The following is a 25,578-nucleotide window of genomic DNA, read 5'->3' as shown; positions in this document are numbered from 1 at the left end:
ACTATCGCTAGATGATCGGATAATCCTCGCGGGTCAGCCTGGTCTCGAACTGCTTCAGATCCACCCCGTTGCCCATCCAGACCCTCTTAAGCAGCAGCGGGGTATCGCCGCGCTTCACCCATCCAGGCTCGATGGTCACCGCCAGCCGAAACCCCTTCGCCTTCAACAGCCGCAGCGTCTCCGCGTCGTAACTGCCGTTCGGATAACAGAAATAGCGGCTGTCCTGCCCCAGGTTACGGTCGAGAACCTCCTTGGAGCGCCCGATCTCCTCAGCCTGTCGGGCCGGCGTCATCGCGGCCAGTTCACGGTGGGAATAGTTATGCGAGCCTATCTCCATCCCGGCCGCCTTCATCTCCCGCAGCTCCGCCCAGGAAAGACGGCGGTCGGCATCGGCGACGGGAATAAACAACGTACTTTTTAAACCGTACTTCTTCAGCACCGGCAGCGCAATCTCGTACGTATCGCGATACCCGTCGTCGAACGTGATCACCACCGGCTTGGGCGGCAGCTCCGCCCGCCCGTCGAGATAAGCCTCCAGTTCGGCCAAGGAAAGCGTCTTATAACCGTTGTTATGGAGAAACTCCATATGCGAAATGAAAAGAGCCTCGGAAATAACGGCATCGTTGCCCTTTTCACCGCCGATCTTATGATACATCAGCACCGGCACCCCGGCCGGCGGCGGCATCTTCCGGTTCTGTTCCGCGGCGGCAGGCTTGGCCGTCTGCCCGCCGGCCGGCGCCGCCGGCTTCCCGCCGGAAGCCGCGCAGCCCCCCAGCCAAAACACGCCTGCCAGAGCGACCACCGCAACATATATAACCAATAATCGCTTCATATAGTCACCAATACGGTTTTTTCGCCCCTAGATGATTCTACACATAGGCCGAAAGTACCTGCGTCGACAATAATATTCTTCAAAATACCAACAATCGTGCAAAAGCGGCCCCCGGCGGGGGCCGCTTCCGTTCCATGCCATTCGTCCGGTGAGGCTCGCCGCCAATCGTGGGCGCACCGCCGGCGCTTCAACACATCAAAAACCCAGATTCTCGCCGACCACCACCACCGTGATATCGGTCAGCATCGGGCGCCGCTTGAGCACCGTATAAATCCGGCAGCCGCGCTTGTCGGCCCGGCAATCCATGCAATAACCCGTCTGCACGCACGGCGTCGGCGCATTGAGACGCTTCAGGTTCATCGGGCCCGCCACCTTCTCCAGCCGCTGCCAGGCAGACGGCAGATCGGGGCAAATCTTATTGGCCCCCGCCACCACGATCACCTTCCGCGGCCCGAACGTCATCGCCCCGGTGCGGTTGCCCGCGCCGTCCACGCTCACCAAATAACCGTCCATCGTCAGCGCGTTGACGCTACAAAGATAAACATCGCTCAGCAACTGCTTGCGACGCCCCTCGAACATCGCCTCCGGGTCGCCGTAAGCGTTCTCGATCAGCGTCGCCCCCGTCGCCTTGATCTTATCGATGATCGCCATATCCCGCGTAAGCGTAGCCGAACCCCCGTGAGCCACCACTTTGCCGGGGACGCAGTACCCGAGAACATACTTAGTGGCCTCCTCCCGGTCAGGCACATACAGCGCATCGAACCAATTGGCCTTCAGCGCCTCCACCACCCGCTTGCCCAGCGTCTCCCGCTGCCAGCCCTCCACATCCTGACACCACTGATCCTGCTTAACAATCATGTCGTCAGCCTCCTATAATATAAAATCGCAATCGCCATTTCCAAGCCGGCAAGCGCCCGCGGTTTCGTCATTCCTGCTTCTCCAGGCGGGCGGCCACCTTGGTCCAGTCGTGCCTGTCGAGGAAACTCCCCGGGATATTGGCCTCCATCTCCCGGAACATCGCCATCGGCACCGAGAACGACAAAAGATCGGCGTCAATATAAGGCCGGGCGCTGATATCGGTCATCCCCACCACCGCCCGCGGCCTTGGTTGTTGCCCCTCGTGCCAGGGGATGAGAAACGTCGAATGGCAGCCGGCCGCAAAGGGGCTTATCACATTGTCGCCGCCCGGCCGGCCGTAATTGGCCAGCACCACCAACGCCGACAACTGATCCGCGTTAGCGTAGAACACCACCACCGCGGGCTCCTCGCCCTCACCCAGCGCCTCCAGCGGCTTGAACACCACATAAGTGCTGGGGATTTCGGTCGTCGGCAGCCATTCCCTGAAACTTGCCGCCAATTCGGGCGTCTTCTTGTAGCCCTCGCCCGGCGGATAGCCTTCGCCTCGGCCGATCGACAAGAAATAATCGAACCCGCCGGGCGTAGCCGGGAACGCGGCGCAAAACCCCAGGCCCACACCGCCGCCTTGGCAGCCGTGGCGACCCCGGCCAAACACCGCTTGCCGCCCCTTCGCCGCAGCCGTCAGCATCGCCGCCACGCAGCCCCATTTCCCCTCCTGAAACTCGAGCGCCCCGGCCGGCTTCTCCTCCGCAAGCACGATGGCGACCGGCCCATACCGCAGCTTCAACCGGGCCGCGATCTCACTCTTCATCCTGCCTCCTCCTCCGCGCAAATTCCGCTGCTTCATCCATTCGCCGGCAGGCGGCCGTTTCCCTCCGCAGCGCCCGCCGGTAAAAAAGAAAAAGCCATCTCAACATGGCTTTTTCCCTGCCGGCACAGCCCGGCATCCGGAAGCGACCAGCGCCTCCTTCCGCCGTCTGTCCATCTTCTTTATCTCGCACTCGCGCCGCCGCGCCTGGCCCTGGTCGTCGTACTCCTCCCAGTAAACCAGCCGCACCGGCCCCCGGCCGCGGGTATACCGCGCCCCCGCGCCGGCGTTATGGGCGGCCAGCCTTGCCTCCAGATCAGTCGTCCAGCCGGTGTAAAACGTCCCGTCGGCGCACGCGATCACATACGTGAAAGCCGTGCTACTCGCCATCAACCGTAACCTTTTTCATCTCCACCGGTTCGACCGGCCGGTCGCTGGCGTTGCGCTTCACCGTGCTGATCTTCTCCACCACCTCCATACCGGCCACCACCTTGCCGAACACCGCGTGGCGGTTATCCAGCCACGGCGTCGCCGCCACAGTTACGAAGAACTGCGACCCGCCCGTATTGGGCCCTGCGTTCGCCATCGACAAAATGCCGGGAACGTCATGCTTCAGGTCGGGATGAAACTCGTCCGGGATGGCGTACCCGGGGCCGCCCCTGCCCGTACCCGTCGGATCGCCGCCCTGGATCATAAACCCTGGGATGACGCGATGAAAAATAACCCCGTCATAATAACCCTTCTTCGCCAACGTGACGAAGTTTTCCACCGTCACCGGCGCCTTATCGGCGAACAACTCCACCGTAAAATCTCCCAAAGTAGTCTCGAATTTCGCGGTCGGATTTTTCTCCATAAACAAAACTCCTCCTTATCTCTGCGTCCCAGTTAGCATTGACCTGCTGCCGGACAAACATGCGGCGCGGCGAACACCGCGCCCTGACAACCTAATCTTCGCCGCCGGCCGGGTATATCCTCCCGCAAGAACCTCGGCGGCGCCAGGGGAACCGTTACCCGAACGTGATTACCCCCGCTTTCATACTCTCGATCACGGCCAGCGACTCGATCCTGATGCCCTCGGCCCGCAAAGCCTCGCCACCCCGCTGGAACCTCTTCTCGATGACGATGCCCGCGCCGGCGAGCTTCGCCCCCGACTGCCGCACAATCTTCACCAGTCCGCTCAGCGCCTCGCCGTGGGCCAGAAAATCGTCCACGATCAGCACCACATCCTCGGGCCGCAGGTACTTGGGAGCAACGGTGATATGCACCGACTCGCGGCGGGTAAAAGAAAAAATCTCCGCCGAATAAAGATCGCCCTGCTGCGTGACAGCCTGCTTCTTCTTCGCGAACACCACCGGCACACCGAGAGCAAGGCCGACCGCAGCCGCCACGGCGATGCCCGAGGCCTCCACCGTCAACACCTTGGTCACGCCCTCGCCCGCGAAGCGCCCGGCGATCTCCCTGCCCATCCGCTGGATAAAAGCCGGATCGATCTGATGATTGAGAAAAGAATCAACTTTGAGGACATCGCGGCCGATCACCTCACCGTCGGCCACGATCCGTTCGCGCAACTCCTGCATCTTTCTCTCCTTAAACTATCGGTCTTCGCGGTTGTAAGGCAACCCCAGCGCCCCCGGCGGCACGACGCGGCCGCCGCTCTTGGCCATCAGCAGCGTCAGCACCAGGATGGTAAACAAGTACGGCATCATACTGAGGAAAAAGGTCGGCACGGTCACGCCCAGCACCTGGAGATTGAACCCCAGCGCATCGACGCCGCCGAACAAATACGAACCGATCAGCGCCCTCCAGGGGTCCCATAAAGCGAAAACAACCAGCGCCACCGCGATCCAGCCCCGTCCGGCCGTCATATTCTCAAGCCAACTCGGCGCGTAAGCCAGCGACAGATACGCCCCGCCCACGCCGCACAGCATCCCGCCGGCGATTACATACAAATGACGCAGCGTAAACACCTTGAACCCGAGCGCGTCGGCGGCCGCCGGATTCTCGCCGATCGCCCGCAAGATCAGGCCGGGCCGCGTGCGGTGAATGAAAACCGCCATCGCCGGCACCAGCAGATAACTGGCGTAGACCAGCACGTCATGCTTAAACAAAATCGCTCCCAAATACGGAATATCGGACAGCGGACCCAATGTGACCGCCTTGAAGGCCTGCGGCACCGGCATACCGATATACGACTTGCCCAGATACCCCGACAGGCCCGTGCCGAACAGCGTCAACGCCAAGCCGCTCACCGTCTGGTTAGCACGCAGAGTGATCGTCAGCACCCCGTGAATGGCGGCCACCGCCCCGCCGGCCGCCATCGCCGCCAGCAGTCCCCACCAGCAGCTTCCCGTGGCAACGGCCGCGATGAAGCCCGACACCGCCCCGACCAGCATTATCCCCTCGACTCCGAGGTTGAGGATACCGGCCCGCTCGGTCAGAAGCTCGCCAAGCGCCGCGTACAGGATCGGCGTACCCGCGGTCACGGCGGCCGCAAGAATGGAAATTATAATCGACTGCTCACCCATCCGCCTTGTCCGCTCCCTTCACACCCGGGAAAACAACCCGGTAATTGGCAAACATCTCGCCGCCGATCACGAAAAACAGTACCGCTCCCTGGATCATCGCCACCATCGAAGCCGGCACACCGAAAGTCTGCACGATATAACCGCCTACCTGCAGCACGCCGAACATCCCGGATACCAGCACGATGGCGACCGGATTGAGTCGCGCCAGCCAGGCCACGATGATGGCCGTATACCCATAGCCCGGACTCAATCCCGGCTGCAGCCGCCCGGCAATGCCGCTCACCTCCGTCATCCCCGCCAGGCCGCAAACCGCCCCCGACAGCGCCATCACCAGCAGCATATTGCGCTTGATATCCATGCCCGCGTAGCGCGCCGCCCGCTCGCTGGCGCCGATCACCTTGATCTCGTAGCCCCAGCGCGAGTTGCGGAAAATAACGATGAACAGCACCACCAGCGCCAGCGCCAGCAGCAAACCGAAATGGATCCGCGAGCCGCCGAAGGTCGGCAACAGCGCTGCCGGCGGAAACTCCGCCGTCAGCGGAAAATTGAACCCCTTGGGATCGCGCCAGGGACCGTAAACGAAATAATTGACCAATAGTATGCCCACATAATTGAGCATCAACGTAGTGATTATCTCATTGACCCGCCATTTCACCCGCAGGAACGCGGGGCCGAGCGCCCACAGCGCGCCGGCGGCCATACCGAGCGCCAACATTGCCGGCAGCATGACGAACGCCGGCAGTTCCGGAAAGGTCAGCGGCACCCACGTGGCGGCAAACGCCCCCAAGTAAAACTGCCCCTCCGCCCCGATATTCCACAGCTGCATCCGGAAAGCCAGCGATATGCCGAGACCGCACAACATCAGCGGAATCGCCTTAACCGTCGTCTCCGACAAGCCGTACGCCGAGCCCAGCGCCCCCTTCAGCATGGCGCCGTAAAGCTCGAAGGGATGGCGGCCGGTCATCGCCAGAAAAACGGCGCAGAACATCAGCGCCAAGATAACCGAAGCGACCGGCACCGCCACCGTCATAAACGGCGAAGGCGCCAGGCGCTTTTCAAACCTGACAAGCATCGGCCTTACCTCCCTCCGTTCCCGATCCGGCCATCAGCAGACCGATCCTTTCGATATCCGCCTCTTCCACCGGAAACTCGCCCACCAGCTGGCCGTTATATAGCACGCCGACCCGGTCGGCAAGCTTCATTATCTCGTCGAGATCCTCGGAAATAAGCAACACGGCCGTCTTCTCCGCCTTCAGATCGAGCAACAGACGGTGAACCGCCTCGGTCGCCCCCACGTCGAGGCCCCGCGCCGGATAAACCACCACCATTAGCCGCGGCTTCTCGGCGATTTCCCGCGCCAGCAGCAAACGCTGCAGATGGCCGCCCGAAAGCATCCTCACAGGCTGGTCGAGGCTGGACACCTTCACCTTATACTCAGCAACCAGTTTGGCGGCCCGCTCCCTGATGGCCTTGCCGTCCAGCAACCAGCGGCCGGCGAACTCCGGCTGCTGATAACTCTTCAGCAGCAGATTCTCCAGCACCGACAGCTCGGGCACCAGACCGACCCCCAGCCTGTCCTCGGGCACATAACTCACCCCGCGGGCGATCATCTCGGCCGGGCGGAAATTCGTTATATCCTCGTCATACAGCCTGATCGTCCCGTCCGCCACCCGGCGCAGTCCGGTAACCACCTCAGCCAGTTCCCGCTGCCCGTTGCCGGCGACTCCGGCAATGCCGAAAATCTCCCCTTCGTTAACGGTCAGCGACAGGTCTTTCAGCCCATACATCCCCATATCGTTGAAGGCAACCGCCTTCTTCACTTCCAGCACCGGCCGGCCTTCCGGCAGAACATCCCGCTCGTACTGAGACACGACATCCCGGCCGACCATCATCCACACCAACTTCTTCGTATCGAGCCGGCACCGGTCAAGCACGCCGGTCACCCGGCCGCCCCGCAGCACCGTGACCCGGTCGGCCAGCTCATACACCTCATTAAGCTTATGAGTGATGAACACGATCGCGCAACCGTCGGCCGCCATCCGCCGCAGCGTCTTGAACATCTCGGCCGCCTCCTGGGGGGTCAGCACCGCCGTGGGCTCGTCGAGAATCAGCACCCGCGAGCCGTGGTAAAGCATGCGGACAATCTCCACCCGCTGCTTCTCCCCCACCGAAAGCTGCCACACGCGCGCCTCCGGTTTTATCGCCAAGCCGTATTTATCGCCCAACTCGGCGATATCGACCGTCATTTTCTCCGTCGAAAGCACGAACGAGCCATGCTGTCCGCTCATCGCGATATTCTCCGCCACCGAAAACGGCTCCACCAGCTTAAAGTGCTGGTGAACCATACCGATTCCGCAGGCGATGGCGTCGCGCGGCGAACTGAACCTTTTCTCCTCGCCGTCCACGCAGATCGTGCCGCCGTCAGGCTTGTACAAGCCCGACAGCAAGCACATCAGCGTGCTTTTCCCCGAACCGTTCTCCCCAAGGAGAGCGTGGATCTCTCCGGGATAAATATCCATATCTACATTATCGTTGGCCAGCACGCCGGGGAACCGTTTAACCATCCCCCGCATCGTGATAAGTGGCTTAACCATGCATTTCCTCCGCTGGCTAAAACACAGAGCGCCGGCAGGCCAAAGCCTGCCAGCTCTCTGTCAAGCGCATTATTTGTTATCCTCTATTTGGGAATCGTACCCTCTACGCCTTCAACAAACCAGGTCCAGCCCAACTGATCCTTGTCAGACATTACCTGGCCGGCGGGCACTTTAACCGCACCGGACTGATCCTTGAGCGGGCCGGCGAAAATCTTCAGCTCGCCCTTCACGATCTTGGCCTTGGCGTCGGCTATCAGCTTCTTGGTGTCTTCCTTCACCATCGGTCCGAGAGGCGCGATATCCACGATGCCGTCGCTCATATGGCCCCAGTACTGTTCGCTCTTCCAGGTGCCCTTCTTGACGGAATCGATAACTTTGACATAATACGGACCCCAGTTCCAGATCGCCGAAGTCAGCACCGCCTTGGGCGCCATCTTGCTCATATCGGTGTTGTAACCGACGCTGAACTTGCCCTTCTCCTCAGCGGCCTGCTGCGGGCCGGGGGTATCCTGATGCTGCGCGATAACATCGGCGCCGGCGTCAAGCAGCGAAATCGCCGCTTGCTTCTCCTTAGCCGGGTCGTACCAGGTATTGGTCCAAATCACCTTGACCTTGGCATTCGGATTAACTGACCGGACACCCAGGGTAAACCCGTTGATGCCGCGGACAACCTCCGGAATCGGGAAAGCGGCCACATAACCGATCACGTTGCTCTTGGTGGCCTTGCCGGCGGCGATGCCGGTAAGATAGCGGGCCTCTTCGATACGGCCGAAATAAGTACCTACGTTCTTGGCCGTCTTAAAGCCCGAACAATGCATGAACACCACGTTGGGGTATTTCTTCGCCACATTGATCGTCGGGTCCATATAACCGAAGCTGGTGGTGAAAATCACCTTGTGGCCCTGCTCGGCGAGCTGAGTGATAACCCGCTCCGAGTCGGCCCCCTCCGGCACGGACTCGATAATCGTTGACTGTACATCCGGCATTTTCTCCATGAGATACTTGCGGCCCTGTTCGTGAGCGTAAGTCCAGCCGGCGTCGCCGACCGGCCCGATGTACACGAACGCCACCTTCATTTTTTCCGGAGCTGCCGGCGCAGCCGGCTTCTTCTCGCCGCCACCACAGCCGCCCAACACCAATGCGGCCGCAAAAACCAGCGCGACGGCCAGAATAACGTACCTGTTCTTCATTCCCGATTTGACCTCCTGTTCGTGTTATCCGACATGGAAAAGCATTACTAGACAACGATTCACCACGTAGCCACTTTCCCCCTGCTCACAGCGGAGAAAAATACAAATTTTTTTGTCCCGAAAAACACCAGACCCCCGGCAGCGCTAACCCTTCTACAGCTATAGCGCCTCGAACGAAGTCTTCACGAAATACAACAGATTTTCCAGCCTGGCGGTCGGCGTCAGCACCCTCGTGTCTACAGGTTTCGTCAGTTGCTCGGCCAGATCCTGGGCCATCGGCGGCAGCGCCAGGAAACTGCCGCCCGCTGCACGGTGCACGGACGCCTCCAACTGTGCCAACAGCGGAGCGCCATGCGCCGGCTCGCGGCTCACCGTGTATAAACCGTAATCATACCTTGCCAACTCCCTAACAGCCGCCGGAACACTCCCGTTCGGGCCATCTTCCGGGCCGTTCGCGGCAGCAACCAGCAGCACCGGAGCGTCGTACGCCGCCAACCAGTCCGCCGCCCCCTTCAATAACGCCAGACCAAAACCCGCCGCGGCGAGCCTGACGAGCGAACCGGCGGCCCGGTAATCAGCCAACTGGAGCGGCTTCACCCGCGCGCCGTCTTCAAGATACAAAGCCCCGCCCGCAGCCGATTCGCCGCTTGAACAGACCGGCGCCGCGATACCGGCAAATCCGTTCAAAGCTGCCCCGGCGCGCAACTGTTTATACTCCAGCGGCGACGGCTCCAAAGCCGTAACCGCCAACCCGTTCTGAGCCGCGAGGAAAGAATAATAACCGTTGCCTGCCCCCACCTCCAGCAAATACTCCATATACGGAAGCAGGCGCAACACCAGCAGCGTTTCCCCCGCCTCCGAAAAACCGCGGGCCAACGCCTCCCAGTCGCCCCAGCCGTCGGTAATGAGATCGAATCCGAACAGCGTCCGGCAAGCGATGCTCTCCGTGCGCGACAAGCTAACCGGCCCGTTCAGCACCGGACAGTCCGGCGGCCACTGACGCCCATAGCGGGTACGGCGCAGCAACGCACGCACCATCCGTTCCCCCGGCCCGGCGGCATCGTAGCATTCATGCCAGCAAAGCTGCAGGCACACGGCCCGCCAAATCTGCCGGTAATTCTCCGACCAACGGTCGTCGGTCAGCCGTGCGCACACCTGCCCGTGATAATAGTCTATCTCGCCGAGCAGATACTCATTACGGGCCAGAAAACTCATCAGAACCTCTCCCGAAAAAAATCGCCAGACGCGGTCCCGCACATCAGCCGAGCCTGCGAAGCGCACCGACAAAAGCGGCGAACAACACCCACGCCGCCGCCAGAACTCCGTAAGGCACCAGACTCGCCGTCAGGGCCAGGTTCCTTCTCCCCCGCGCTCTCAGCCGCCTCGTCGCGAAGTTGAACACAACCACCGCGACAGGGTACACGGCTAAATAGGCCCAGAACAAAACGGCCGCCGCCTGGGGAGTCCTGGGGCTGCCGCCGACCATATTCCCAAGAAAGTAAACAATATAAGCATACGGGAAAACCAACAGCCAACTCAGGCATTCGGGCACCCGGCTCATCTCATCCCTGCTTTCCCGTCCGTTCGCGATAATCCGGCGAAATCCGACACCCAATAATTACTACATTCACGCCCCTTATTCCTTCTGGCATGCATGAAATCGCCCCTTCCCCGCCCCGCCCCGAAAAACGTCCTTGCAGGCAAATGCATAAACAGGGTAAAATAGTAAATAATAAAATTACTATTTGGGAGAATTGTCATGGACACCTACTTGCACCTTCTCAGGAGCAAAGGCTTCAAACTCACCCCCCAGCGCCGCGCCGTCATCGCCGCGCTTGAGGCTTGCGCCCCCTTCCCCACCGCGCAGGATATCCACCGCCACGTCAAAACCCAGGCTCCCGACGTCAGCCTCGACACCATATACCGCAACCTCACCCTCCTCATCCGCCTCGGCATCGTCAACCAGATCAACCTGCCGGGGCGCGGCGGCGGCAGCGTCTTCGAAATCGTCGCCGGCCAGCGCCACCATCACCACCTTATCTGTCTCGCCTGCGGACAGGCCCGCTGCATCGACTATTGCCCCATCGTCCCCCACGAACTTGCCCAGGCGAAAGAGCAAGGCTTCACCGTCGTTTCCCATTCCCTCGAATTCTACGGGTACTGCCGCGACTGCCGTACCGCGATCTGACAGCAACAGGAGGCTTACCATGAACCGGATCCAGAAACACTGCCTGATAAGCGCCCTCGTCCTCATCCTTGCCATCACCCTCGGCTGCGGCGCCAAAACCGCCACCCCCGCCCAAAAGTCGCCGCCCGTCAAACTCAAAATCGTCGCCTCCGTCTACCCTGTCTACGAGTTCGCCCGCCAGGTAGGCGGCGACAAAATCGACCTCACCCAGCTCGTCCCGCCGGGCGCCGAACCGCACGACTGGGAACCAACCGCCAAGGAAATCGTCGCCATCCGGGCGGCGCGCCTCTTCCTCTACCACGGCGCAGGCTTCGAAACCATCGACAAGCTTCTCACCCCCGAAACACTCGGCGCCACCAAAGCCATCGCCGTCAGCCAGGGCATCCCGGCGCTCAAGCCAGAAAAGAACGACGACCACGGCCACGATAACAACCCCAGCGGCGACATGAGCGACAAAACCCATGACCACCATACCGATTCCCACATGTGGCTCGACCCGCTTCTCGCCCAGGAAGAAGTCGAAGCGATCGCCGCCGCCCTTGCCGCCGCCGACCCAGCCAACGCCGACTACTACCGGCAGAACGCCGCCGGCTATATACGCGAACTGGCAAAGCTCGACGCCGAATACAAAGCAGCCCTCGCCAACCTGCCCCACCGCGAAATCGTCACCAGCCACGCCGCCTTCGGCTACCTGGCCGCGCGCTACGGCCTCAAGCAGCTGCCGATCATGGGCCTCTCCCCCGACAGCGAACCCACCCCCGAAAAAATGGCCTCGGTGGTGAAATTCTGCCGCGAGCACCAAGTAAAATACATCTTCTTCGAAACGATCGTCAGCCCCCGGCTGGCCGAAACCATCGCCCGCGAAACCGGCGCCGGCCTCCTCGTCCTCAACCCGGTCGAAAACCTCACTCCCGAGGAAGTGCAACAAGGCAAAAACTACCTCGGCGTCATGCGCGCCAACCTGGCCAATCTGAAAAAAGCACTCAGCCAATGACATTTTATGAAACGAAAACCGGTATGCGGCACGCATACCGGTTTTCCTATCGATTCAATCGACGATAAACAGCTTTGCCCCCGTCGCCGTCGACGAGCGGTGCGGGTTGGCCCCGTCCGCCACCTGGTAGCTCGTCCCAGCCGGCAGCGTGAACTTCCGGCCGTCGTCAAGCTCGGTCACCAGTTCCCCTTCCATAACCAGCAGCACATGGCCGCGATTACACCAGTGGTCGGCCAGATACCCGGGAGTATATTCCACCATCCGGACGCGGATATTGCCCATCTCGAAAGTACGCCACAAAGCCTTCCCCGTCGTCCCGGGGTGCTCCGTCGCCTCCACCGCGCTCCAGTCGACCGTGCAAAACGGAACCTCCGTTATCACCATTCGTCTTTCCTCCCCTGCGTTTCGCTTTAATAACATTCTAGCAGGATTACACCACGGGAAAAGCACCAATTAAAAATCCCCCTAATATCCAATCGTCAGAACAAAGCCGGCCAATAAAACTAAAACTGCCGTCAGCACGGCAGTTTCTTCTTCTATGTGCGGTCAGTCCCGCTCCGCCAAGAACTTTCGCAACAGCTCGACCCCGCCCTGCTCCAAAACGTTGCCGAACTCCATCACCGTCAAACCCTCCGGCACGAGCTTGCGCACCTCGTCCACCACCGACCGGCAGCCGGCGACGATATCCACCCTCGCCAGCATCCTGTCCAAAGCCTCCCGGTCGTCATAAGGGATGCATTCGTAATCGATATGCCTTATCCCCGCCGCGCCCAGCGAACCGCGCATCGCCTCGGTGCTCCATTCCGTACCGCATACGAACCCCAGCTTCGTGCCCGGCGGCAACTGGCCCAACCTGAGAATCACCGACATCTCCGGCGCGGCCATGATGGCGATCACCTTCTTTTCCATCGGCTCGCAGATCGCCTTCACGTCCTCCACATGGAAAAACGTCGTCACGACCACATCCACCTCCGGCGCCGCCTTGTCGTCCATCCTGTCCGCCAGGTCGGCGAGCAGGCAACCCTCCACCGGCATCCTGATTTCCTTCTCCAGCGCCGGCACGTAAAAGCCGACATCCACCGAATTGCACTCCACGAACAGCACCCGCACCGGCTGGGTGTAGCCCAGCCCGAGCACCGTCTGGCTGAAAACGACGGTAAACAGGTCCTCGGCCCCGAAACCAAGCTCGCGCGCCCGCTCCAACGCCTCGCGCGCCAGCTCGATCAACGCCTGTTTTCGTTTGAAACCGGGATCGGGCGGCAAATCCTCCGATACATACGTACCCTGGCCGTGCCTCGTCACGATCACGCCCTCTTTTTCCAGTTCCTTATAAGCGACGATAACGGTATTCTTATTGATCCGCAGATATCCCGCCAAATCCTTGGGCGGCGGCAGCTTCGTGCCTGGCTGCAGATCGCCGTTCAGCAAGAAATACTTGATCTGCTCTTTCAACTGCTGATAGATGGGAAACTCTGTCTTCTTGTTGAGCTGAAACTCCATTCCTTCACCCCGCAGCGACTTGGTTCATTATCCTGCAATAAACCATTCACCGCCTTGGCCATAATATCCTCCACCAAAGCATGACCAAATAAGGGATGCACGGCCGACCATTGCCCGGCGCCAGCCGCGGCCCCCGCGAAATACACCCCGAGAAGCTCCGCCCCCCGCGCCAGCACATAAAAACGCCCAAGCCCGGCGGCGATCGCCGCTTCGTCCATGCTTCTGCCCTCACAATGCAGCAGACTCCACATCCCCGGGATGTCGGCCCTCGCCGCCGCCCGCACGGTGATACACTCTCTCGCCACGTCGCACCTTCTTCCGCAACAAAATACCATTTAACTAGATTACTATTTTTATAGTAATCTAGTTAAATGGTAACAATTTGCTCTGCAAATGTCAATCCTTATTTTCCCTGTCCGGCCGTATTTTCAGCCCCGCCGCTTTGCGGTATGATAAAAGCACGAATAAAAGCACCCAGGTGATGCCGAATGAGCGACGACATCCTCCACCTCCTCGCCGAGCAGCGCATCCTCGCAGCACTTGAGAACGGCGAATTCGACAACCTCCCCGGCAAAGGCAAGCCCCTCCCGCCCGAAAACCTCGCCTTCGTTCCCTCCGACCGCCGGGCCGCCTACAAAATCCTCCGCAACGCCGGCCAACTGCCGGTGGAAATGGACCTCAAAAAAGAAATCACCGCCCTCGAACAGTCGCTTGCTGATAACCCTCCCGGCGAACAGCGCCGCCTCATCAGCCGTAAACTCAACGAAAAAACCACCATTTTCAACATCCTCATGGAAAAACAGCGCCGCAAATAAGCGAGCCTGACCTCGGTAGGTCAGGCTCGCTTTCTTTCATTCCGGTTCAGCCGAGCTCGAAAGTCGTCACCCCGAAAACCTTGTCAAGCGGCACAGCGGGAGCATGCTGCGAATACATCCGCGCCGTCGCGAAAACCTCCTTCATCCGGTGGCGACGCACCAGATCCCCCGCTAGGGCGTTGGGTTCAGGCACGTCCAGGTACACCGGCGCCCCGTGGGTGTGCGCCGTCAGGGCGATGAAAAGTTCCTCGGCCGCCTCGCCATCATCCGCGAACAACGGCCCGATCTTAAACCCGACCCGGCAGGGGCGCAGCACGCCATAGCCGGCCAGTCGGGTCCCGCGCCTTAAGCCCAGCGCCACACCCTCCGGCTGCTCAACCCAGGCCCGCAGGAACGCCGCCCGGTCGGCGCCGAACACCGCACCGTCATAATCGGCCACCGCCGCGAGCCCCAGCTCCGCCAGCGGCACGACCCGATCACTTACTCTGCCGCCCGTCAGGTCCGCCCCTTCGTAGCGGGCGTTCCGATACGCCAGGCTGAAGCCCGACTTCCGGTAATTGTCCTGCTGCGCCAGCACCCCGTCCAGACCGATGTTGCGGCCCGCCAGCCTGTCCATTGCCGCCTGCCACAGCTGGATGCCCAGCCCGCGGCCGCGCTGCTCCGGCGCTACGATATAAAAGCCCAAAAACCCGTAGCCATGACCGTACCGCACCGCCGACACGCAGCCCACCGGCTCGCCGTCCAGACTCCCCAGCAGGAACCCTTCGCGGTCGGCGGCGAAAAAGCACGCCGCATCGTGCAGTCCGGGGTTCCAGCCCTCACGGGCCGCCCACTCAACCGCCAGCTCGACTTCGTGACGCTCCATCGTCCTGACGACAAACCCCTTGTCCTTCATCGTCCGGCCTCCTTGAATCCTACGGCTTTATGACCGCCTTCATCACCCGGCAATGCTCGACATCGTCGATCGCCTTATTCGCTTCCGCCAGGCCGTAATGGCGGGAAACCATCTTCTCCCACGCGAACCGCCCGCGGTATTTCCCCATCACCAGAATCGAACGGTAGAAATGGCTGAGGTCGATTCCCCAGATCCCCTTCACCGTCAGATGCTTTTTATTCAGCAGCCAGTGCGGGTTCACCGTCACGTCGCCGTTGTCGGTATACTGCCCGGCCACCACATACGTCCCGGCATCGCGGGCCATCGCCATCCCCTCGGCGACCGCTCCCGGCGCCCCCGTCGCCTCGATGACGACATCCGCGCCCCGGCCGCCGGTAAGCTCCCGCACAGCCTTCACGCGCTCCTCGGCCTTCGTCGCTTCTATATTGATAACGTCATCGACGCCGAACTCGCGCGCCAGTTCGAGCCTGAGCGCCGGGCCGCCGACCACGATGACCCTGATCGCCCCCACAAGCTGTGACAGAATCGCGGCGTTCAGCCCTACCGGGCCGCTGCCCTGGACGACAACCGTATCGCCCAACTTGATACCCGCCTGCTCCACCGCGTGGAAAGCGGTCGGCAAGCCGCAGCCGCCGCCGATGAACACCGCCGGATCGAGACCGGCCGGCAGCTTTACGATCTTAACCCCCGGCTTCAGATAAATCTTATTGCTCCAACCGCCCAGAATTCCGTCTTCCAGACCGTAAGTTATGCCATACACCTTGCGCTTCGGGCAACGGGTCGACGTCTTCGCCACCAGGCAATACCAGCAATCGTGGCACGTCTCGTGCACATCCAGGAACGTCACCACATCCCCTTCCCGCAGCACATTACCGTCCACATCGCGGACCTCGCCGTTCATCCTCCCCATCCGCCCCACATTGATGTGGCCGGGGATTATCGGATACGGCACCCCCGCCAGGCGGCCGTGATACAGGTGAACGTCGGTGCCGCACACCTCGCTGTAAATCGTCTCCAGCCACGCCGCCCCCTGCTCCAGTTCAGGCTCCGGCAACTCCCGGATCACCAGCGGGGAAAGCGGTTTCTCCAAAATCGCTGCGCGAATCATCTTGCACCATCTCCTTGTCCTTATTACTTTTTTTCTTTCGGCGCTGCCCGGCATAAACCCTTTCTGCCCCGCCGCATTTCACGGTTTGCCTGTCGGCGAGGAACACGCCGCGCCAATGCTCCATAAAATGTTAACAGATAACACTTCAATCAGGAGGTAATCGCCATGGCCAAACGCCGCCGTAAAAAGAAGCCCCCCGCCATCATCGACTGGGACCATTCCTCCAGGCCGCCCACCCAGGCCCTCCCCGTCGGCTTCCCCTTCGTCACCTGCCGGCCGATGTGCCCGGGCTGCCGGCCCTGCGCCGACCATGCGTGCCGCCCGGTAACCGAAGGCGTGTGCGCGCCGGGAACCCTCTTCTACCCCACCACCTGCCTGCCCTCCGTCACCTGCCTGCCAACGGTGCCGCCGGGGTGTGTGCCGCGCCCCTGCACCCCCTCCTAGCGATTTCGGCCGTTAATAAGCCCCGGTTTCAGCCGTTGATAAGCACCCATCTGCTGTGTTGGCCCTGCGCGTGTTCGCTCGGCGTACGCCAAAAGTACGCCTCCGCTCGCATGCTCGGTCCGCCTTGCATCTGGGCACTTCTGAACGGCCTTTCCTTTGTACAATTCTTTGTGCTTTCTTTATGCTATAATAGTCATACCAACAAACCCGTTTCGGAGGTATCCGCTTGAAAAAGAACATCGTCATCCTCGCCACCGGCGGAACGATTGCCGGCAAAGCCGCCTCCAGCACCGACACGGCCTGCTACCAGTCCGCCCTCCTTCCCATAGACGCCCTCATCGCCGAAGTCCCCGCCCTCCAGGACATCGCCTCCGTCACCGGCGAGCAGCTCGCCCAGGTCGACAGCGCCGACATGACCCACGCCGTCTGGCTCGCCCTCGCCGCGCGCATAAACACCCTCCTCGCCTCGCCGGCCGTCGACGGCATCGTCGTCACCCACGGCACCGACACCATGGAAGAAACCGCCTACTTCCTCAACCTGACCGTCAAAAGCGCCAAACCCGTCGTCATGGTCGGCGCGCTCCGCCCCGCCAACGTCATCAGCACCGACGGCCCCATGAACCTTTACGACGCCGTCGCCCTCGCCGCCGACGATGCCGCCGCCGGCTGCGGCGTCCTCGTCGCCCTCAACGACACCATCAACTGCAGCCGCGACGTCACCAAAACCAACACCGCCCTCCAGGACGCCTTCAAAGCCCCCGAACTGGGCTACCTCGGCTACATCCAGGCCGGCAAACCCTACTTCTACCGCCGGCCGGCCCGCAAACACACCTTCGCCGCCGAATTTGACGTCGCCGGCCTCGTCGCCCTGCCCAAAGTCGAAATCATCTACACCTATGTCGGCAACGACTCCTCCTTGGCCGACGCGGCTGTGGCCGCCGGCGCCAAAGGCATCATCGTCGCCGGCGTCGGCAACGGCGGCATGTCCGCCGCCACCCGCCAAAACCTCACCGACCTCGCCCGCCGCGGCACCGTCGTCGTCCGCAGCACCCGCGTCTCCAGCGGCATCGTCACCCGCAACAGCGCCATTTGCGACGACGACTGCGGCTTCATCGCCGCCGACACCCTAAACCCCCAGAAAGCCCGCGTCCTCCTCATGCTCGCGCTCACGAGGACGAGTGATCCGGCCCAAATCCAGCGCATGTTCTTTGAGTATTGATTTCAGGCAAAACAAAGAGGCCGCCCATAAGAGCCCCTCTGCGGCGTTGCTCCTCGTCTGCCATCCTCAGCGTACGTTCGTGTACGCGCGATACTGTTAAACGATCCTGTGCAAACCACATATATAAACATTGTCGCGGAGGAAACGGTGGCGCCATCCTCCGGTGCGCCTTGCATCCGGGCACTACTGAACGGGCCTGCGCGTTCTTTTGAAACAGCCCCAACAATACCGAAAAGCCGCCCTTGCGGGCGGCTTTCCTTTACTTTCCCCTATGCCTTCGGCTTATAATCCTTCCCCAAGCTCCAGCCCTTGCCGAGGAACTCGCCGATGCCCCAATAGCGGTTGTCGAACATCGAAAACACCACCGGCTTCATCTTCGTCACGTCCGGCATCCCGTCAGTCAGATACTCCTCGCCGGCATGCGTCTCGACGATCTCGGCGACTACGACATAATCATTGCCGCCCAGGTCCAGCACCTCCCGCACCTTGCACTCCATGCTCAGCGGGCACTCCTTTATCATCGGCGCCCCGGCCACCTCGCCGCGGAACACCTCGAACAGCCCGCTCTTGTCCACCTTGCTCCCCGACACCATACCCGCATAATCCGCAGCCGCCAGCATCGCCTCGGACGGGATATTCACGCTGAACGCCTTGTTGGCCAGCAGCCCCTTGGTGCTATGGTGGGCCCGGTTTATGCCGATGGCCAGCATGCCCGGGTTCATGTTCACGATCCCGCAGAAGGCGATCGTCAGGAAATTCGCCTTGCCATCCACCTCCGTCCCCACCAGCACCACCGGGTAGGGATACAGGAACGGCCTATTGCCCAGCTTCTTCTTTGCCATTTTCCTTTACCTCCTCGTTTTTATACCTATCGCTCAATTACACCGCCCCGCGCCTCCGCCTCCCTCCCGCGCCTTACCCGCCAACCGCTGACTAACCAGTCATATTTATCCTTTTTACCTGCCTCAGTCACGCCTGTCGCCCTTTTTCACTTCTTCTTACCCGTTTTTCTCTCCCAGCCAGAATTTGATTAGCCAGTCAAGGAATGGTACGCTAATGCCAAGACAGGCTTGGCTTATGCCGGCCACCAAACTTCGGAAGAGAGGTGTTTCCCCTGCTGCGCCACACAAAAATCCTCACCCTGCTCATGCTCTTCGCCTTCCTCGCCCTTGTCGCTGGCGTCCCCGGAACCGCCACCGTTGCTCAAGCCGCAGGCATCGTCGTCATCGAGAACTCGCCCGAAGCCTCCTTGGCCAACCTCATCTTCCGTATCCTTGATATCCCAGTTACAGTATACGAAATCAATGATCTCAAAACAACCCGCAGCATGGGCCACGGTGAAATCGCCCTCGCCTACAGCCTCGCTCACGCATCCGGTTATCCGGTCAGCCACATTCTCCACCTTCGTTTCGACGAAAAAATGGGCTGGGGAAAAATCGCCAAGACCCTCGGGGTCAAACTGCGCAGCGCAGCCGCCAAGTCAGACATGATCCTCCGCGACGGCAATTTCAACAAAGACGCCGACGAACTCAAGATCAAGGTCGGCTTCGACATCGAAGAAGAAGACAAGCCAGGCAATCACAAAAAGGCCGACAATGACGACAAAAACAACAAGCCTGGCAAACCGGGCAAAAACAACGGTAAGAACAAATAACACGACCTTATAAAAGGAACGACGGCTCTTCGGCCGCCGTTCCTTTTATAAGCACCACCAGCTCGCCCCCGCCCCGGATGCAAGCCGGCAAAACGCCTCCTTGTCAACGCCTCCCACATATGTTATCGTAAACATATGTACAATATAACATACGACTCTGGAGGAGACGCCCATGGAAAACCTCTCCGCCGTCATCGGCGCCAACCTGGCGGAAATCCGCAAACAGCGCGGCCTCAGTCTCGAAAAGGTCTCTGAGCTTTCGGGAGTCAGCAAGGCCATGGTCAGCCAAATAGAACGCGGCGAATCCAACCCCACCGTAGCCACCTTGTGGAAAATTGCCCTCGGCCTCAAAATTGCCTTCAGCGAACTGATTACCGAAAAACGCCCTCCGGTCGTAGTTGTCCGCTCTGCCGACATCCCCCCCATGATCGATGATGCCGCCGGCCTCAAAATCATCCCCCTCTTCCCTTTCGAGCAGGGCCACCACTTCGAGATATGCCTCGTAACCCTCGAACCCAGCGCCTCCCACGCCTCCGACCCGCACGCCACCCACACCGAAGAATATATCTTCGTCATTGAAGGCGCGATCGAAATAACCATCGGCGGCGACGCCTACCGGCTCGGAACCGGCGACGCCCTCCACACCCACGCCGACAAGCCCCACTTCTACCGCAACCTGTCCGACAGGCCGGTGCGCTTTCTCAACACCATCTACTACGGTCAAAATGGCGACGTCCCGCCCGCCAAACCAAACCGCTGCACCTAAACCCCAAAAAGGATCGCGGCCTTCCGGCCGCGATCCTTTTGTATTGCTCGTTCCCTCATATCATATCATAAGCAGCCGGAGTTCAACCCGCCCGCTCCTGCACCCCTGCCACCGCCGCGATCACTAGCGCCATACCCGCCAGTTGCCAGCCTGTCAGCGCCTCGCCGAACACAGCCGCCCCCAGCGCCGCCGCGACCAGCGGTTCGAGCGTCGCCGTCACCGCCGCTCGGCCGGGCTCGACATACTTCAGGCCGACAGTATACAGCAAATAAGCCAGCACCGTCGAAACCACCCCCAGCCCGGCGCCATACCACCAAACCTGCCAGGCCGCGAACAGCGCCCGTTGGTCCCATAGCCCACTGAACGGCAGGATCGCCGCCGCCGCGAACACGAAAGTATAGGTGGTTACCGTCAGCGCCCCATACCTCTTCAGCGCGAGCTTGCCGAAAATACTATACAAAGCGTACCCCAGCCCCGCCCCCAGCCCGGCGAGCAAGCCCAGCGGCCGCACCGCGCCCGAAAAACCGGGCAACAGCCCCGCCACCAGCGCGCAGCCCACGAAAGTGACCGCCACCGCCGCCGCCTTCCGGCCCGTTATCCTCTCCCCGAACACCACCCGCGACAAAACGGCCACAAACGCCGGCGCAGTATAAAGAAGAACGGCCGCCACCCCGACCGAAGTCGTCTCAATGGCCGTAAAATAACACCAGTTAAAAAAAATAATACTAACTATGCCTGTACCGATAAAATAGCCTCCGTCCGCGGGCCTGACAACCAACGCCTTCCTGTCCGCCGCCGCCGTATAAGCGACAAGGCCGACGGCGCTGACCGCCACCCGCACCGCCACCACCTGGATGGGCGAAAAACCGTAAGCGGCCAGTCCCTTGACGAACACCGCGATAATACCCCACAGCATCGCCGCCGCCGCGATCAGCCAACAAGCCCACCGGCCCATGCCATCCCCTCCGTCCGCCTCCCGGCCACCAAGCAACCGGGCCCCACGCCTCAGGCGTGGGCCCGGTTCGAAACCAGTCTATAACCCGCCGGCGGCATCTGTCAAGAGGCCGTCCGTCCCAGCCACGCTTACAGCAAAATTTCCGCCAGCTTATCGAGCGCGCTGCGGCGGATATAAAACAGACGCGACCGCCGCACACCCAGATGCAGCTTGATATGATGCCTTCCCCACCGTTCGAAATACATCAGCCGCACAAGCTCCCGCTCCTGGGCCGTCAATGCCTCACAGGCAATTTCGACCGCCTTCGCCCGCCGCGTATTCCGTGACCGTTCCTCCCTCCTCACCGCATATGCGCCCGTCCCGTCCGGCAGCTCCCCGCCTCTGGGCTGCCCGTCGCAACCGGCCGTGCAGTTCGGGAAAAGATGTTTCAGCTCCTCCGCCTCGACCGCCGCCTGCGCTTTGATTACCGGGTAACTCTCCAGCAATTCCTCCAACTCGACATCGCTGTACCAAACGCCCATCCTCGCCCCTCCCCGCCAGTCGGCAACAAATGCTGCAATACCGCCGGAACTGGACAATCGTAGCCACCTTCGCCGCCAGCTCCCTGGGCAACCCGCGGCGGCCCTCATACCACCACAGCGCCGACCGCTCATCCTCAGTCGCCAGCGGCAAACCGCCACTCGCCGCAAACTGCTCCAGGCAACCGCGCGCACAGGCCTTCCTCAACAGCATCACCCGCTCAAAGAGTGAATCCAGGTCATCCCGCGCCTGCTGGAAAAGCGCCCTCAAAAGCTCCTCCGCCCCGTCGTCAGCGATCATTATCCTCCCTCCCCTGCCCCTCCGCCATCCGCCTGCTGCGATAATCACGGATAAACGCCCCCGTATCAACGCGACCGCACTGACGTCGCGCCGCCAGACTGCGCAGGAATAAGCCCGCAGCCGCCCAGCGTTCCTCCGGCAAAGCCTCGCGAAAGGGCCTCCCGCCTCTCATTCCCCGTCCCGCTCCCCTGTGCCGACGGCAACCTCCCGCAGCCTGGCGCCGCACGCGTCACAAGGCTCGTCCGCCAACGCAGCACTATACCATACCCGGCCGCAGCCGGGGCAAACGAACCGCCTCACCGCTTTCCCTCCTCCCGACTCATCCGCACCCCAGCATCCGATCAACGAACCGCAGCTTGCAATCCGGGTGCGCATGGATCATCCTGCCACTCTCGAACACCAACCGTTCCTCATCGGCAAGAATCGCCTCGCCGCAGCCGCTGCACATCCCCGCCTCACGCGGCTCCCGCGGCGGATTCAGACGCAAGTCTCCCAGCCTCATTCCCGCCGCCCCGCTTCCACCCGGCCCGCCGGCCCCTTCTGGTAAGCGGCAACCGCGCGCCCGATCGCCTCCACCTGCGCCGGGCTGAGATGTAGGCACACCATGTCGGATGTGCCGAATCCTCCCAGCGTAAAATACACGACCTCGCCGAACGAAAACCTTTCTCCCCGAACATCGACCGGCAATCCAGCCTCTTCATACAGCGACATGCTTATCCTCGCCACACGCCACCTCCAAACATTCCTTGACAACCCATCTTTCATAGACCAATCCGGAATATATCCTTCTCTTGTTTAAATAATATCGACTTTTTCGAACAAAGTCAATAGGCTTTTCCGAAATATTATAGCCATTACCACCATTAATATCGATTTATTCGAAAAGGTTAACCATCGAACAAGCCGAAGTATATCATCAAATATCCTTACCTCATTCGACTATGGAGGCAATCTTATGGAATTTCACGGTGAACGCCTGCGGGCGGTCAGGGAATCGATGAACCTGTCGATGACCCAGACGGAAAAACTCACCGGCGTAAAGCAATCGACAATCTCCGAACTGGAAAACGGCATCATAAAATTCCCCCGGGAAACCACCGTCGCCAAACTATGCCAGGGCCTCAAAATCAAAGACAAAAACTTCTTCTACCTCGACGACGTCGTCCTGCCCGTCGAGATCCTCCCCTCCGACACTCCGGACGACATCCTCAAATTCATCATGTCCGGAGAAAACCTCCCCTGGATCGTCCTCAGCAAAAAAATCAAAGACAGCGGTCTGCCGCCCGAAGACCTCGAGCAAATAATCGCCATCCTCGCCAGAAACAAAAAGTAGCCGTTACGACTACTTTTCGCCCTGGAAATATAAAAGCAGAAATTCCTCGAGGTAATCGCGATTAACCCAATAAACCCCCTCGCGATCTCGGATCCACTTCACCCCTGCAGAAAATGCGCATAATCGGTATTCCATCCCCCTACCTCCGCACAAATCGAACATGCGTTCTACTTCTGCGTACTCAGGCAAAATTCCTTCCGGTTATAATAATAACATTTTTCCTAAAATTTGGTTACCAGCTCAAGTCCTATTTATCCGGGACTATCGTCCTTTATTTTTCCATATTTACAAGTTATTATCTTAAATGTAAATAATTACAAGACACGCATTGTACAATGCGTGCCTTGTTCGTCTAAGTTATCCTTTTAGACCTCGAGCACCGTGCCCACGAACGCCGGCACGAACCTCGCGCCGAAAATACCGTGCAGCCTGGCCAGCATGTAAAAACCGGTACAATGATTGGCGGCCACGATAGCGGGCTGAAGTCCTTCCAACTCCGCCAGCGTCGCTTCCTGCTGCTCTTTCTCCACCGGGCCGAGGTGAGTGCCGCCGACAATGGCGTGCAACCGGCTGCAGCCCGTCACCGCCAGACCGTGCCTGATGACGTTCACTATCCCCGAGTGGGCGCAGCCGCTTATCACCGTAAGCCCCTTCTCGCCGGCGTGGAAAATCGCCATATCGTCCGGTACAGTATCGCGGTCCCCGCTGCAACAGCCGTCGGGACCGGCGGCCAGCAGAAAAGCGTCGCCCGGCTCATAACCCGTAACCCGAGGAATGGAGCCGCTGATCGTCAATCCAGGCGCCAGCTCGGTCGGTTTTTCCACCGGGCGGAAATCCGCTCCCAGCGAAACCAGGTGCTTTTGGGCGAACGGTATTCCGGCGTAGCGGGCAGCCCCGCCGGACGACGAATAGCGATCGGCAAAAGCTCCCGGATGGCAATACACCGGCAGTTTTTTCCCGGCCTGAACCAGCACGGCGGCCAAACCGCCCGTGTGATCGAAATGCCCGTGGCTGAGAATTATCGCATCCAAATCCGCCGGACGGACCCCCAGCAAAGCGAGATTATAAACAGCCACCTCGCTCTGCCCGGTGTCGAAAAGAAATCGGCCGCTCTCCGTCTCGATAAGCAGCGACAGCCCGTGCTCGGCCCGGAATGGCTTCTTCGACTTCGGCATGATACAGTTGTCGACGACAACCGTTACCTTCATCCCTAATCCTCCTAACAACCGTCGCAGCCGCCGCAACCGCTGCTGGCGGCGATAGTGAACCCGGCCGCCCTCGTCCTGCCGTCCCTGACCTTGACGTCGTCCACCACCACCATCGTGCCGGCGTGCGACAAGTAAACAACATGACCCTTTTCCTTATCGGCAAAAACATTAACCGCCGCGTCGCCGCCCGGTACGGTAACCGTGCGCTCGAACTCCAGCATCCTAGTGGCCTCCGCAGCAGCCGTGACCGTGGCCGTGACCGTGGCCGTGATGACCACCGCCGCACATCGTGCCGGTACCGTCCTCAGCCACCTTCATCTTCTTCATTCCGCCGCATTTCGGGCAGGCGATTTCGTACCCGTGGCGGCCGCCGGCCGTGCACGGCGCCTCCTCCCAGCGATGCTTGCAGTCGACGCACTCGAAAACCCTGTTCTTCATTGTATAACTTCCCCCTTCAAATAGTATCTGTTGTCCGGCGACCAGCGCGGTCGCCACCTTGAGCCTGGCGGAACGCAATATCCGCTGGAAGGTCGGCCGCGAAAGCCCCATCGCGGCGGCGCAGCCGTTCTGGTCGAGGCCCGCCATATCCTTCAGGCGGATAGCCTCGAACTCCTCCATGGATACCCTTGCAACCTCCGCCGTTGCCGTGCCCTCAGGCAAAAAGCGTCGGCAGGCAGGCTCCTCGTCAACGAACCCGCAGCATTTTCGCCTTGCCACCAAAGGCACCTCCTTAATTGGGCATATGCTCAATTTATTATAACTCCCCTGTCATAAATAGGCAAGGCCCGCCGGCTATTTTCGGCAAACATTCCCGGTCCCGCAAAAAATAAGGTATAATGAATGCGTTTGATAAATAATCCGGGAGGAATCGCC

The 25,578-nt window shown here is 60.5% G+C and carries 35 protein-coding genes; 9 read left to right on the top strand and 26 right to left on the bottom strand.

Going from position 1 to position 25,578, the window contains the following annotated elements; translation table 11 throughout:
- Positions 1-7 precede the first annotated feature (7 nt).
- The 12 genes from Q4T40_06190 to Q4T40_06135 all read right to left on the bottom strand — a co-directional run bounded on the left by Q4T40_06190 (position 8) and on the right by Q4T40_06135 (position 10,368).
- Positions 8-820, bottom strand: coding sequence for a polysaccharide deacetylase family protein (locus Q4T40_06190; protein ID MDT8900826.1), 813 nt, complete (start codon positions 818-820; stop codon positions 8-10).
- 207 nt (positions 821-1,027) lie between these two features.
- Complete coding sequence (locus tag Q4T40_06185) at positions 1,028-1,690, bottom strand: lactate utilization protein (GenBank protein ID MDT8900825.1); 663 nt, start codon at positions 1,688-1,690, stop codon at positions 1,028-1,030.
- Between the two features lie 67 nt (positions 1,691-1,757).
- Positions 1,758-2,501: a DUF169 domain-containing protein gene (locus Q4T40_06180; protein MDT8900824.1), complete on the bottom strand. Its 744-nt coding sequence runs from the start codon at positions 2,499-2,501 to the stop codon at positions 1,758-1,760.
- 99 nt (positions 2,502-2,600) lie between these two features.
- On the bottom strand, positions 2,601-2,888 hold the full coding sequence (locus tag Q4T40_06175) for a GIY-YIG nuclease family protein (GenBank protein MDT8900823.1): 288 nt from the start codon (positions 2,886-2,888) through the stop codon (positions 2,601-2,603).
- Positions 2,878-3,351: a peptidylprolyl isomerase gene (locus tag Q4T40_06170; GenBank protein ID MDT8900822.1), complete on the bottom strand. Its 474-nt coding sequence runs from the start codon at positions 3,349-3,351 to the stop codon at positions 2,878-2,880. The genes Q4T40_06175 and Q4T40_06170 overlap by 11 nt, the downstream gene beginning before the upstream one ends.
- A gap of 154 nt (positions 3,352-3,505) precedes the next feature.
- Positions 3,506-4,075: a xanthine phosphoribosyltransferase gene (locus Q4T40_06165; GenBank protein ID MDT8900821.1), complete on the bottom strand. Its 570-nt coding sequence runs from the start codon at positions 4,073-4,075 to the stop codon at positions 3,506-3,508.
- Positions 4,076-4,090: 15 nt separating this feature from the next.
- Entirely contained in the window at positions 4,091-5,023 is a 933-nt protein-coding gene (locus Q4T40_06160) for an ABC transporter permease (GenBank protein MDT8900820.1), read from the bottom strand.
- Entirely contained in the window at positions 5,016-6,095 is a 1,080-nt protein-coding gene (locus Q4T40_06155) for an ABC transporter permease (GenBank protein ID MDT8900819.1), read from the bottom strand. The genes Q4T40_06160 and Q4T40_06155 overlap by 8 nt, the downstream gene beginning before the upstream one ends.
- Positions 6,079-7,617 carry an ABC transporter ATP-binding protein gene (locus Q4T40_06150; GenBank protein ID MDT8900818.1) on the bottom strand — a complete coding sequence of 513 codons (1,539 nt, stop codon included), beginning with the start codon at positions 7,615-7,617 and terminating at the stop codon, positions 6,079-6,081. The genes Q4T40_06155 and Q4T40_06150 overlap by 17 nt, the downstream gene beginning before the upstream one ends.
- A gap of 83 nt (positions 7,618-7,700) precedes the next feature.
- Entirely contained in the window at positions 7,701-8,807 is a 1,107-nt protein-coding gene (locus Q4T40_06145; protein ID MDT8900817.1) for a BMP family ABC transporter substrate-binding protein, read from the bottom strand.
- 159 nt (positions 8,808-8,966) lie between these two features.
- On the bottom strand, positions 8,967-10,022 hold the full coding sequence (locus Q4T40_06140) for a hypothetical protein (protein MDT8900816.1): 1,056 nt from the start codon (positions 10,020-10,022) through the stop codon (positions 8,967-8,969).
- A 43-nt stretch (positions 10,023-10,065) separates the two neighbouring features.
- Positions 10,066-10,368, bottom strand: coding sequence for a hypothetical protein (locus Q4T40_06135; protein ID MDT8900815.1), 303 nt, complete (start codon positions 10,366-10,368; stop codon positions 10,066-10,068).
- Between the two features lie 198 nt (positions 10,369-10,566).
- Between Q4T40_06135 and Q4T40_06130 the strand changes: the two genes are divergently transcribed.
- Together Q4T40_06130 and Q4T40_06125 are read left to right on the top strand one after the other, a co-directional pair.
- On the top strand, positions 10,567-10,995 hold the full coding sequence (locus Q4T40_06130) for a Fur family transcriptional regulator (GenBank protein ID MDT8900814.1): 429 nt from the start codon (positions 10,567-10,569) through the stop codon (positions 10,993-10,995).
- 19 nt (positions 10,996-11,014) lie between these two features.
- On the top strand, positions 11,015-11,989 hold the full coding sequence (locus Q4T40_06125; GenBank protein MDT8900813.1) for a zinc ABC transporter substrate-binding protein: 975 nt from the start codon (positions 11,015-11,017) through the stop codon (positions 11,987-11,989).
- Between the two features lie 54 nt (positions 11,990-12,043).
- Here the strand turns inward: Q4T40_06125 and Q4T40_06120 are convergent, their stop codons facing one another.
- The 3 genes from Q4T40_06120 to Q4T40_06110 all read right to left on the bottom strand — a co-directional run bounded on the left by Q4T40_06120 (position 12,044) and on the right by Q4T40_06110 (position 13,707).
- Complete coding sequence (locus Q4T40_06120; GenBank protein ID MDT8900812.1) at positions 12,044-12,373, bottom strand: DHCW motif cupin fold protein; 330 nt, start codon at positions 12,371-12,373, stop codon at positions 12,044-12,046.
- A gap of 162 nt (positions 12,374-12,535) precedes the next feature.
- Entirely contained in the window at positions 12,536-13,489 is a 954-nt protein-coding gene (locus tag Q4T40_06115) for a GntR family transcriptional regulator (protein ID MDT8900811.1), read from the bottom strand.
- Entirely contained in the window at positions 13,438-13,707 is a 270-nt protein-coding gene (locus Q4T40_06110) for a hypothetical protein (protein ID MDT8900810.1), read from the bottom strand. Before Q4T40_06110 ends, Q4T40_06115 begins: the two co-directional genes overlap by 52 nt.
- A 270-nt stretch (positions 13,708-13,977) precedes the next feature.
- Here Q4T40_06110 and Q4T40_06105 point away from each other — a divergent pair, with 270 nt between their 5' ends.
- The gene (locus Q4T40_06105) at positions 13,978-14,304 is read left to right on the top strand and encodes a DUF1992 domain-containing protein (protein MDT8900809.1); all 327 of its coding nucleotides are present in this window, start codon (positions 13,978-13,980) and stop codon (positions 14,302-14,304) included.
- A 46-nt stretch (positions 14,305-14,350) separates the two neighbouring features.
- Here Q4T40_06105 and Q4T40_06100 read toward each other — a convergent pair whose 3' ends face one another.
- Both Q4T40_06100 and Q4T40_06095 read right to left on the bottom strand, forming a co-directional pair.
- Positions 14,351-15,199, bottom strand: coding sequence for a GNAT family N-acetyltransferase (locus Q4T40_06100; GenBank protein ID MDT8900808.1), 849 nt, complete (start codon positions 15,197-15,199; stop codon positions 14,351-14,353).
- Positions 15,200-15,218: 19 nt separating this feature from the next.
- Positions 15,219-16,307, bottom strand: a complete 1,089-nt coding sequence (locus Q4T40_06095; protein ID MDT8900807.1) for a zinc-binding dehydrogenase — start codon at positions 16,305-16,307, stop codon at positions 15,219-15,221.
- A gap of 165 nt (positions 16,308-16,472) precedes the next feature.
- Between Q4T40_06095 and Q4T40_06090 the strand changes: the two genes are divergently transcribed.
- Entirely contained in the window at positions 16,473-16,751 is a 279-nt protein-coding gene (locus Q4T40_06090; protein ID MDT8900806.1) for a hypothetical protein, read from the top strand.
- Positions 16,752-16,977: 226 nt separating this feature from the next.
- A complete protein-coding gene (locus Q4T40_06085) occupies positions 16,978-17,970 on the top strand; it encodes a type II asparaginase (protein ID MDT8900805.1) in 993 nt (330 codons plus the stop codon).
- A 269-nt stretch (positions 17,971-18,239) separates the two neighbouring features.
- Here Q4T40_06085 and Q4T40_06080 read toward each other — a convergent pair whose 3' ends face one another.
- The gene (locus tag Q4T40_06080; protein ID MDT8900804.1) at positions 18,240-18,812 is read right to left on the bottom strand and encodes a flavin reductase family protein; all 573 of its coding nucleotides are present in this window, start codon (positions 18,810-18,812) and stop codon (positions 18,240-18,242) included.
- A 263-nt stretch (positions 18,813-19,075) separates the two neighbouring features.
- On the opposite strand from Q4T40_06080, the gene Q4T40_06075 reads away from it, so the two are divergent.
- Together Q4T40_06075 and Q4T40_06070 are read left to right on the top strand one after the other, a co-directional pair.
- A complete protein-coding gene (locus Q4T40_06075; GenBank protein ID MDT8900803.1) occupies positions 19,076-19,624 on the top strand; it encodes a hypothetical protein in 549 nt (182 codons plus the stop codon).
- Between the two features lie 172 nt (positions 19,625-19,796).
- The gene (locus tag Q4T40_06070) at positions 19,797-20,390 is read left to right on the top strand and encodes a cupin domain-containing protein (protein MDT8900802.1); all 594 of its coding nucleotides are present in this window, start codon (positions 19,797-19,799) and stop codon (positions 20,388-20,390) included.
- A gap of 82 nt (positions 20,391-20,472) precedes the next feature.
- Here Q4T40_06070 and Q4T40_06065 read toward each other — a convergent pair whose 3' ends face one another.
- Together Q4T40_06065 and Q4T40_06060 are read right to left on the bottom strand one after the other, a co-directional pair.
- Positions 20,473-21,345 (bottom strand): EamA family transporter, encoded by an 873-nt coding sequence (locus Q4T40_06065; GenBank protein ID MDT8900801.1) that lies wholly within the window; start codon positions 21,343-21,345, stop codon positions 20,473-20,475.
- Between the two features lie 128 nt (positions 21,346-21,473).
- A complete protein-coding gene (locus tag Q4T40_06060) occupies positions 21,474-21,866 on the bottom strand; it encodes a hypothetical protein (GenBank protein ID MDT8900800.1) in 393 nt (130 codons plus the stop codon).
- Positions 21,867-21,895: 29 nt separating this feature from the next.
- Between Q4T40_06060 and Q4T40_06055 the strand changes: the two genes are divergently transcribed.
- Positions 21,896-22,276, top strand: a complete 381-nt coding sequence (locus tag Q4T40_06055) for a hypothetical protein (GenBank protein ID MDT8900799.1) — start codon at positions 21,896-21,898, stop codon at positions 22,274-22,276.
- A gap of 56 nt (positions 22,277-22,332) precedes the next feature.
- Here the strand turns inward: Q4T40_06055 and Q4T40_06050 are convergent, their stop codons facing one another.
- The 3 genes from Q4T40_06050 to Q4T40_06040 are packed head-to-tail and all read right to left on the bottom strand — an operon-like array spanning position 22,333 to position 22,890.
- On the bottom strand, positions 22,333-22,464 hold the full coding sequence (locus Q4T40_06050; protein MDT8900798.1) for a hypothetical protein: 132 nt from the start codon (positions 22,462-22,464) through the stop codon (positions 22,333-22,335).
- A 19-nt stretch (positions 22,465-22,483) separates the two neighbouring features.
- On the bottom strand, positions 22,484-22,666 hold the full coding sequence (locus Q4T40_06045; protein MDT8900797.1) for a hypothetical protein: 183 nt from the start codon (positions 22,664-22,666) through the stop codon (positions 22,484-22,486).
- Positions 22,663-22,890, bottom strand: coding sequence for a hypothetical protein (locus Q4T40_06040; GenBank protein ID MDT8900796.1), 228 nt, complete (start codon positions 22,888-22,890; stop codon positions 22,663-22,665). The genes Q4T40_06045 and Q4T40_06040 overlap by 4 nt, the downstream gene beginning before the upstream one ends.
- A 229-nt stretch (positions 22,891-23,119) precedes the next feature.
- On the opposite strand from Q4T40_06040, the gene Q4T40_06035 reads away from it, so the two are divergent.
- Positions 23,120-23,497, top strand: coding sequence for a helix-turn-helix transcriptional regulator (locus tag Q4T40_06035; protein MDT8900795.1), 378 nt, complete (start codon positions 23,120-23,122; stop codon positions 23,495-23,497).
- 365 nt (positions 23,498-23,862) lie between these two features.
- On the opposite strand, the gene Q4T40_06030 is transcribed toward Q4T40_06035, so the two are convergent.
- Genes Q4T40_06030 through Q4T40_06020 form a run of 3 tightly spaced genes read right to left on the bottom strand, consistent with a single transcriptional unit; the run spans position 23,863 to position 25,422 of the window.
- On the bottom strand, positions 23,863-24,705 hold the full coding sequence (locus tag Q4T40_06030; GenBank protein ID MDT8900794.1) for an MBL fold metallo-hydrolase: 843 nt from the start codon (positions 24,703-24,705) through the stop codon (positions 23,863-23,865).
- 11 nt (positions 24,706-24,716) lie between these two features.
- Entirely contained in the window at positions 24,717-24,926 is a 210-nt protein-coding gene (locus tag Q4T40_06025; protein ID MDT8900793.1) for a hypothetical protein, read from the bottom strand.
- A gap of 1 nt (position 24,927) precedes the next feature.
- A complete protein-coding gene (locus Q4T40_06020) occupies positions 24,928-25,422 on the bottom strand; it encodes a DUF134 domain-containing protein (GenBank protein MDT8900792.1) in 495 nt (164 codons plus the stop codon).
- Positions 25,423-25,578 lie beyond the last annotated feature (156 nt).

It is taken from the genome of Selenomonadales bacterium 4137-cl (assembly GCA_032334055.1).
GTDB classification, from domain to species: Bacteria; Bacillota; Negativicutes; order Sporomusales; family UBA7701; genus Anaeroselena; species Anaeroselena agilis.
This window is presented reverse-complemented; position numbering and strand designations above follow the sequence as displayed.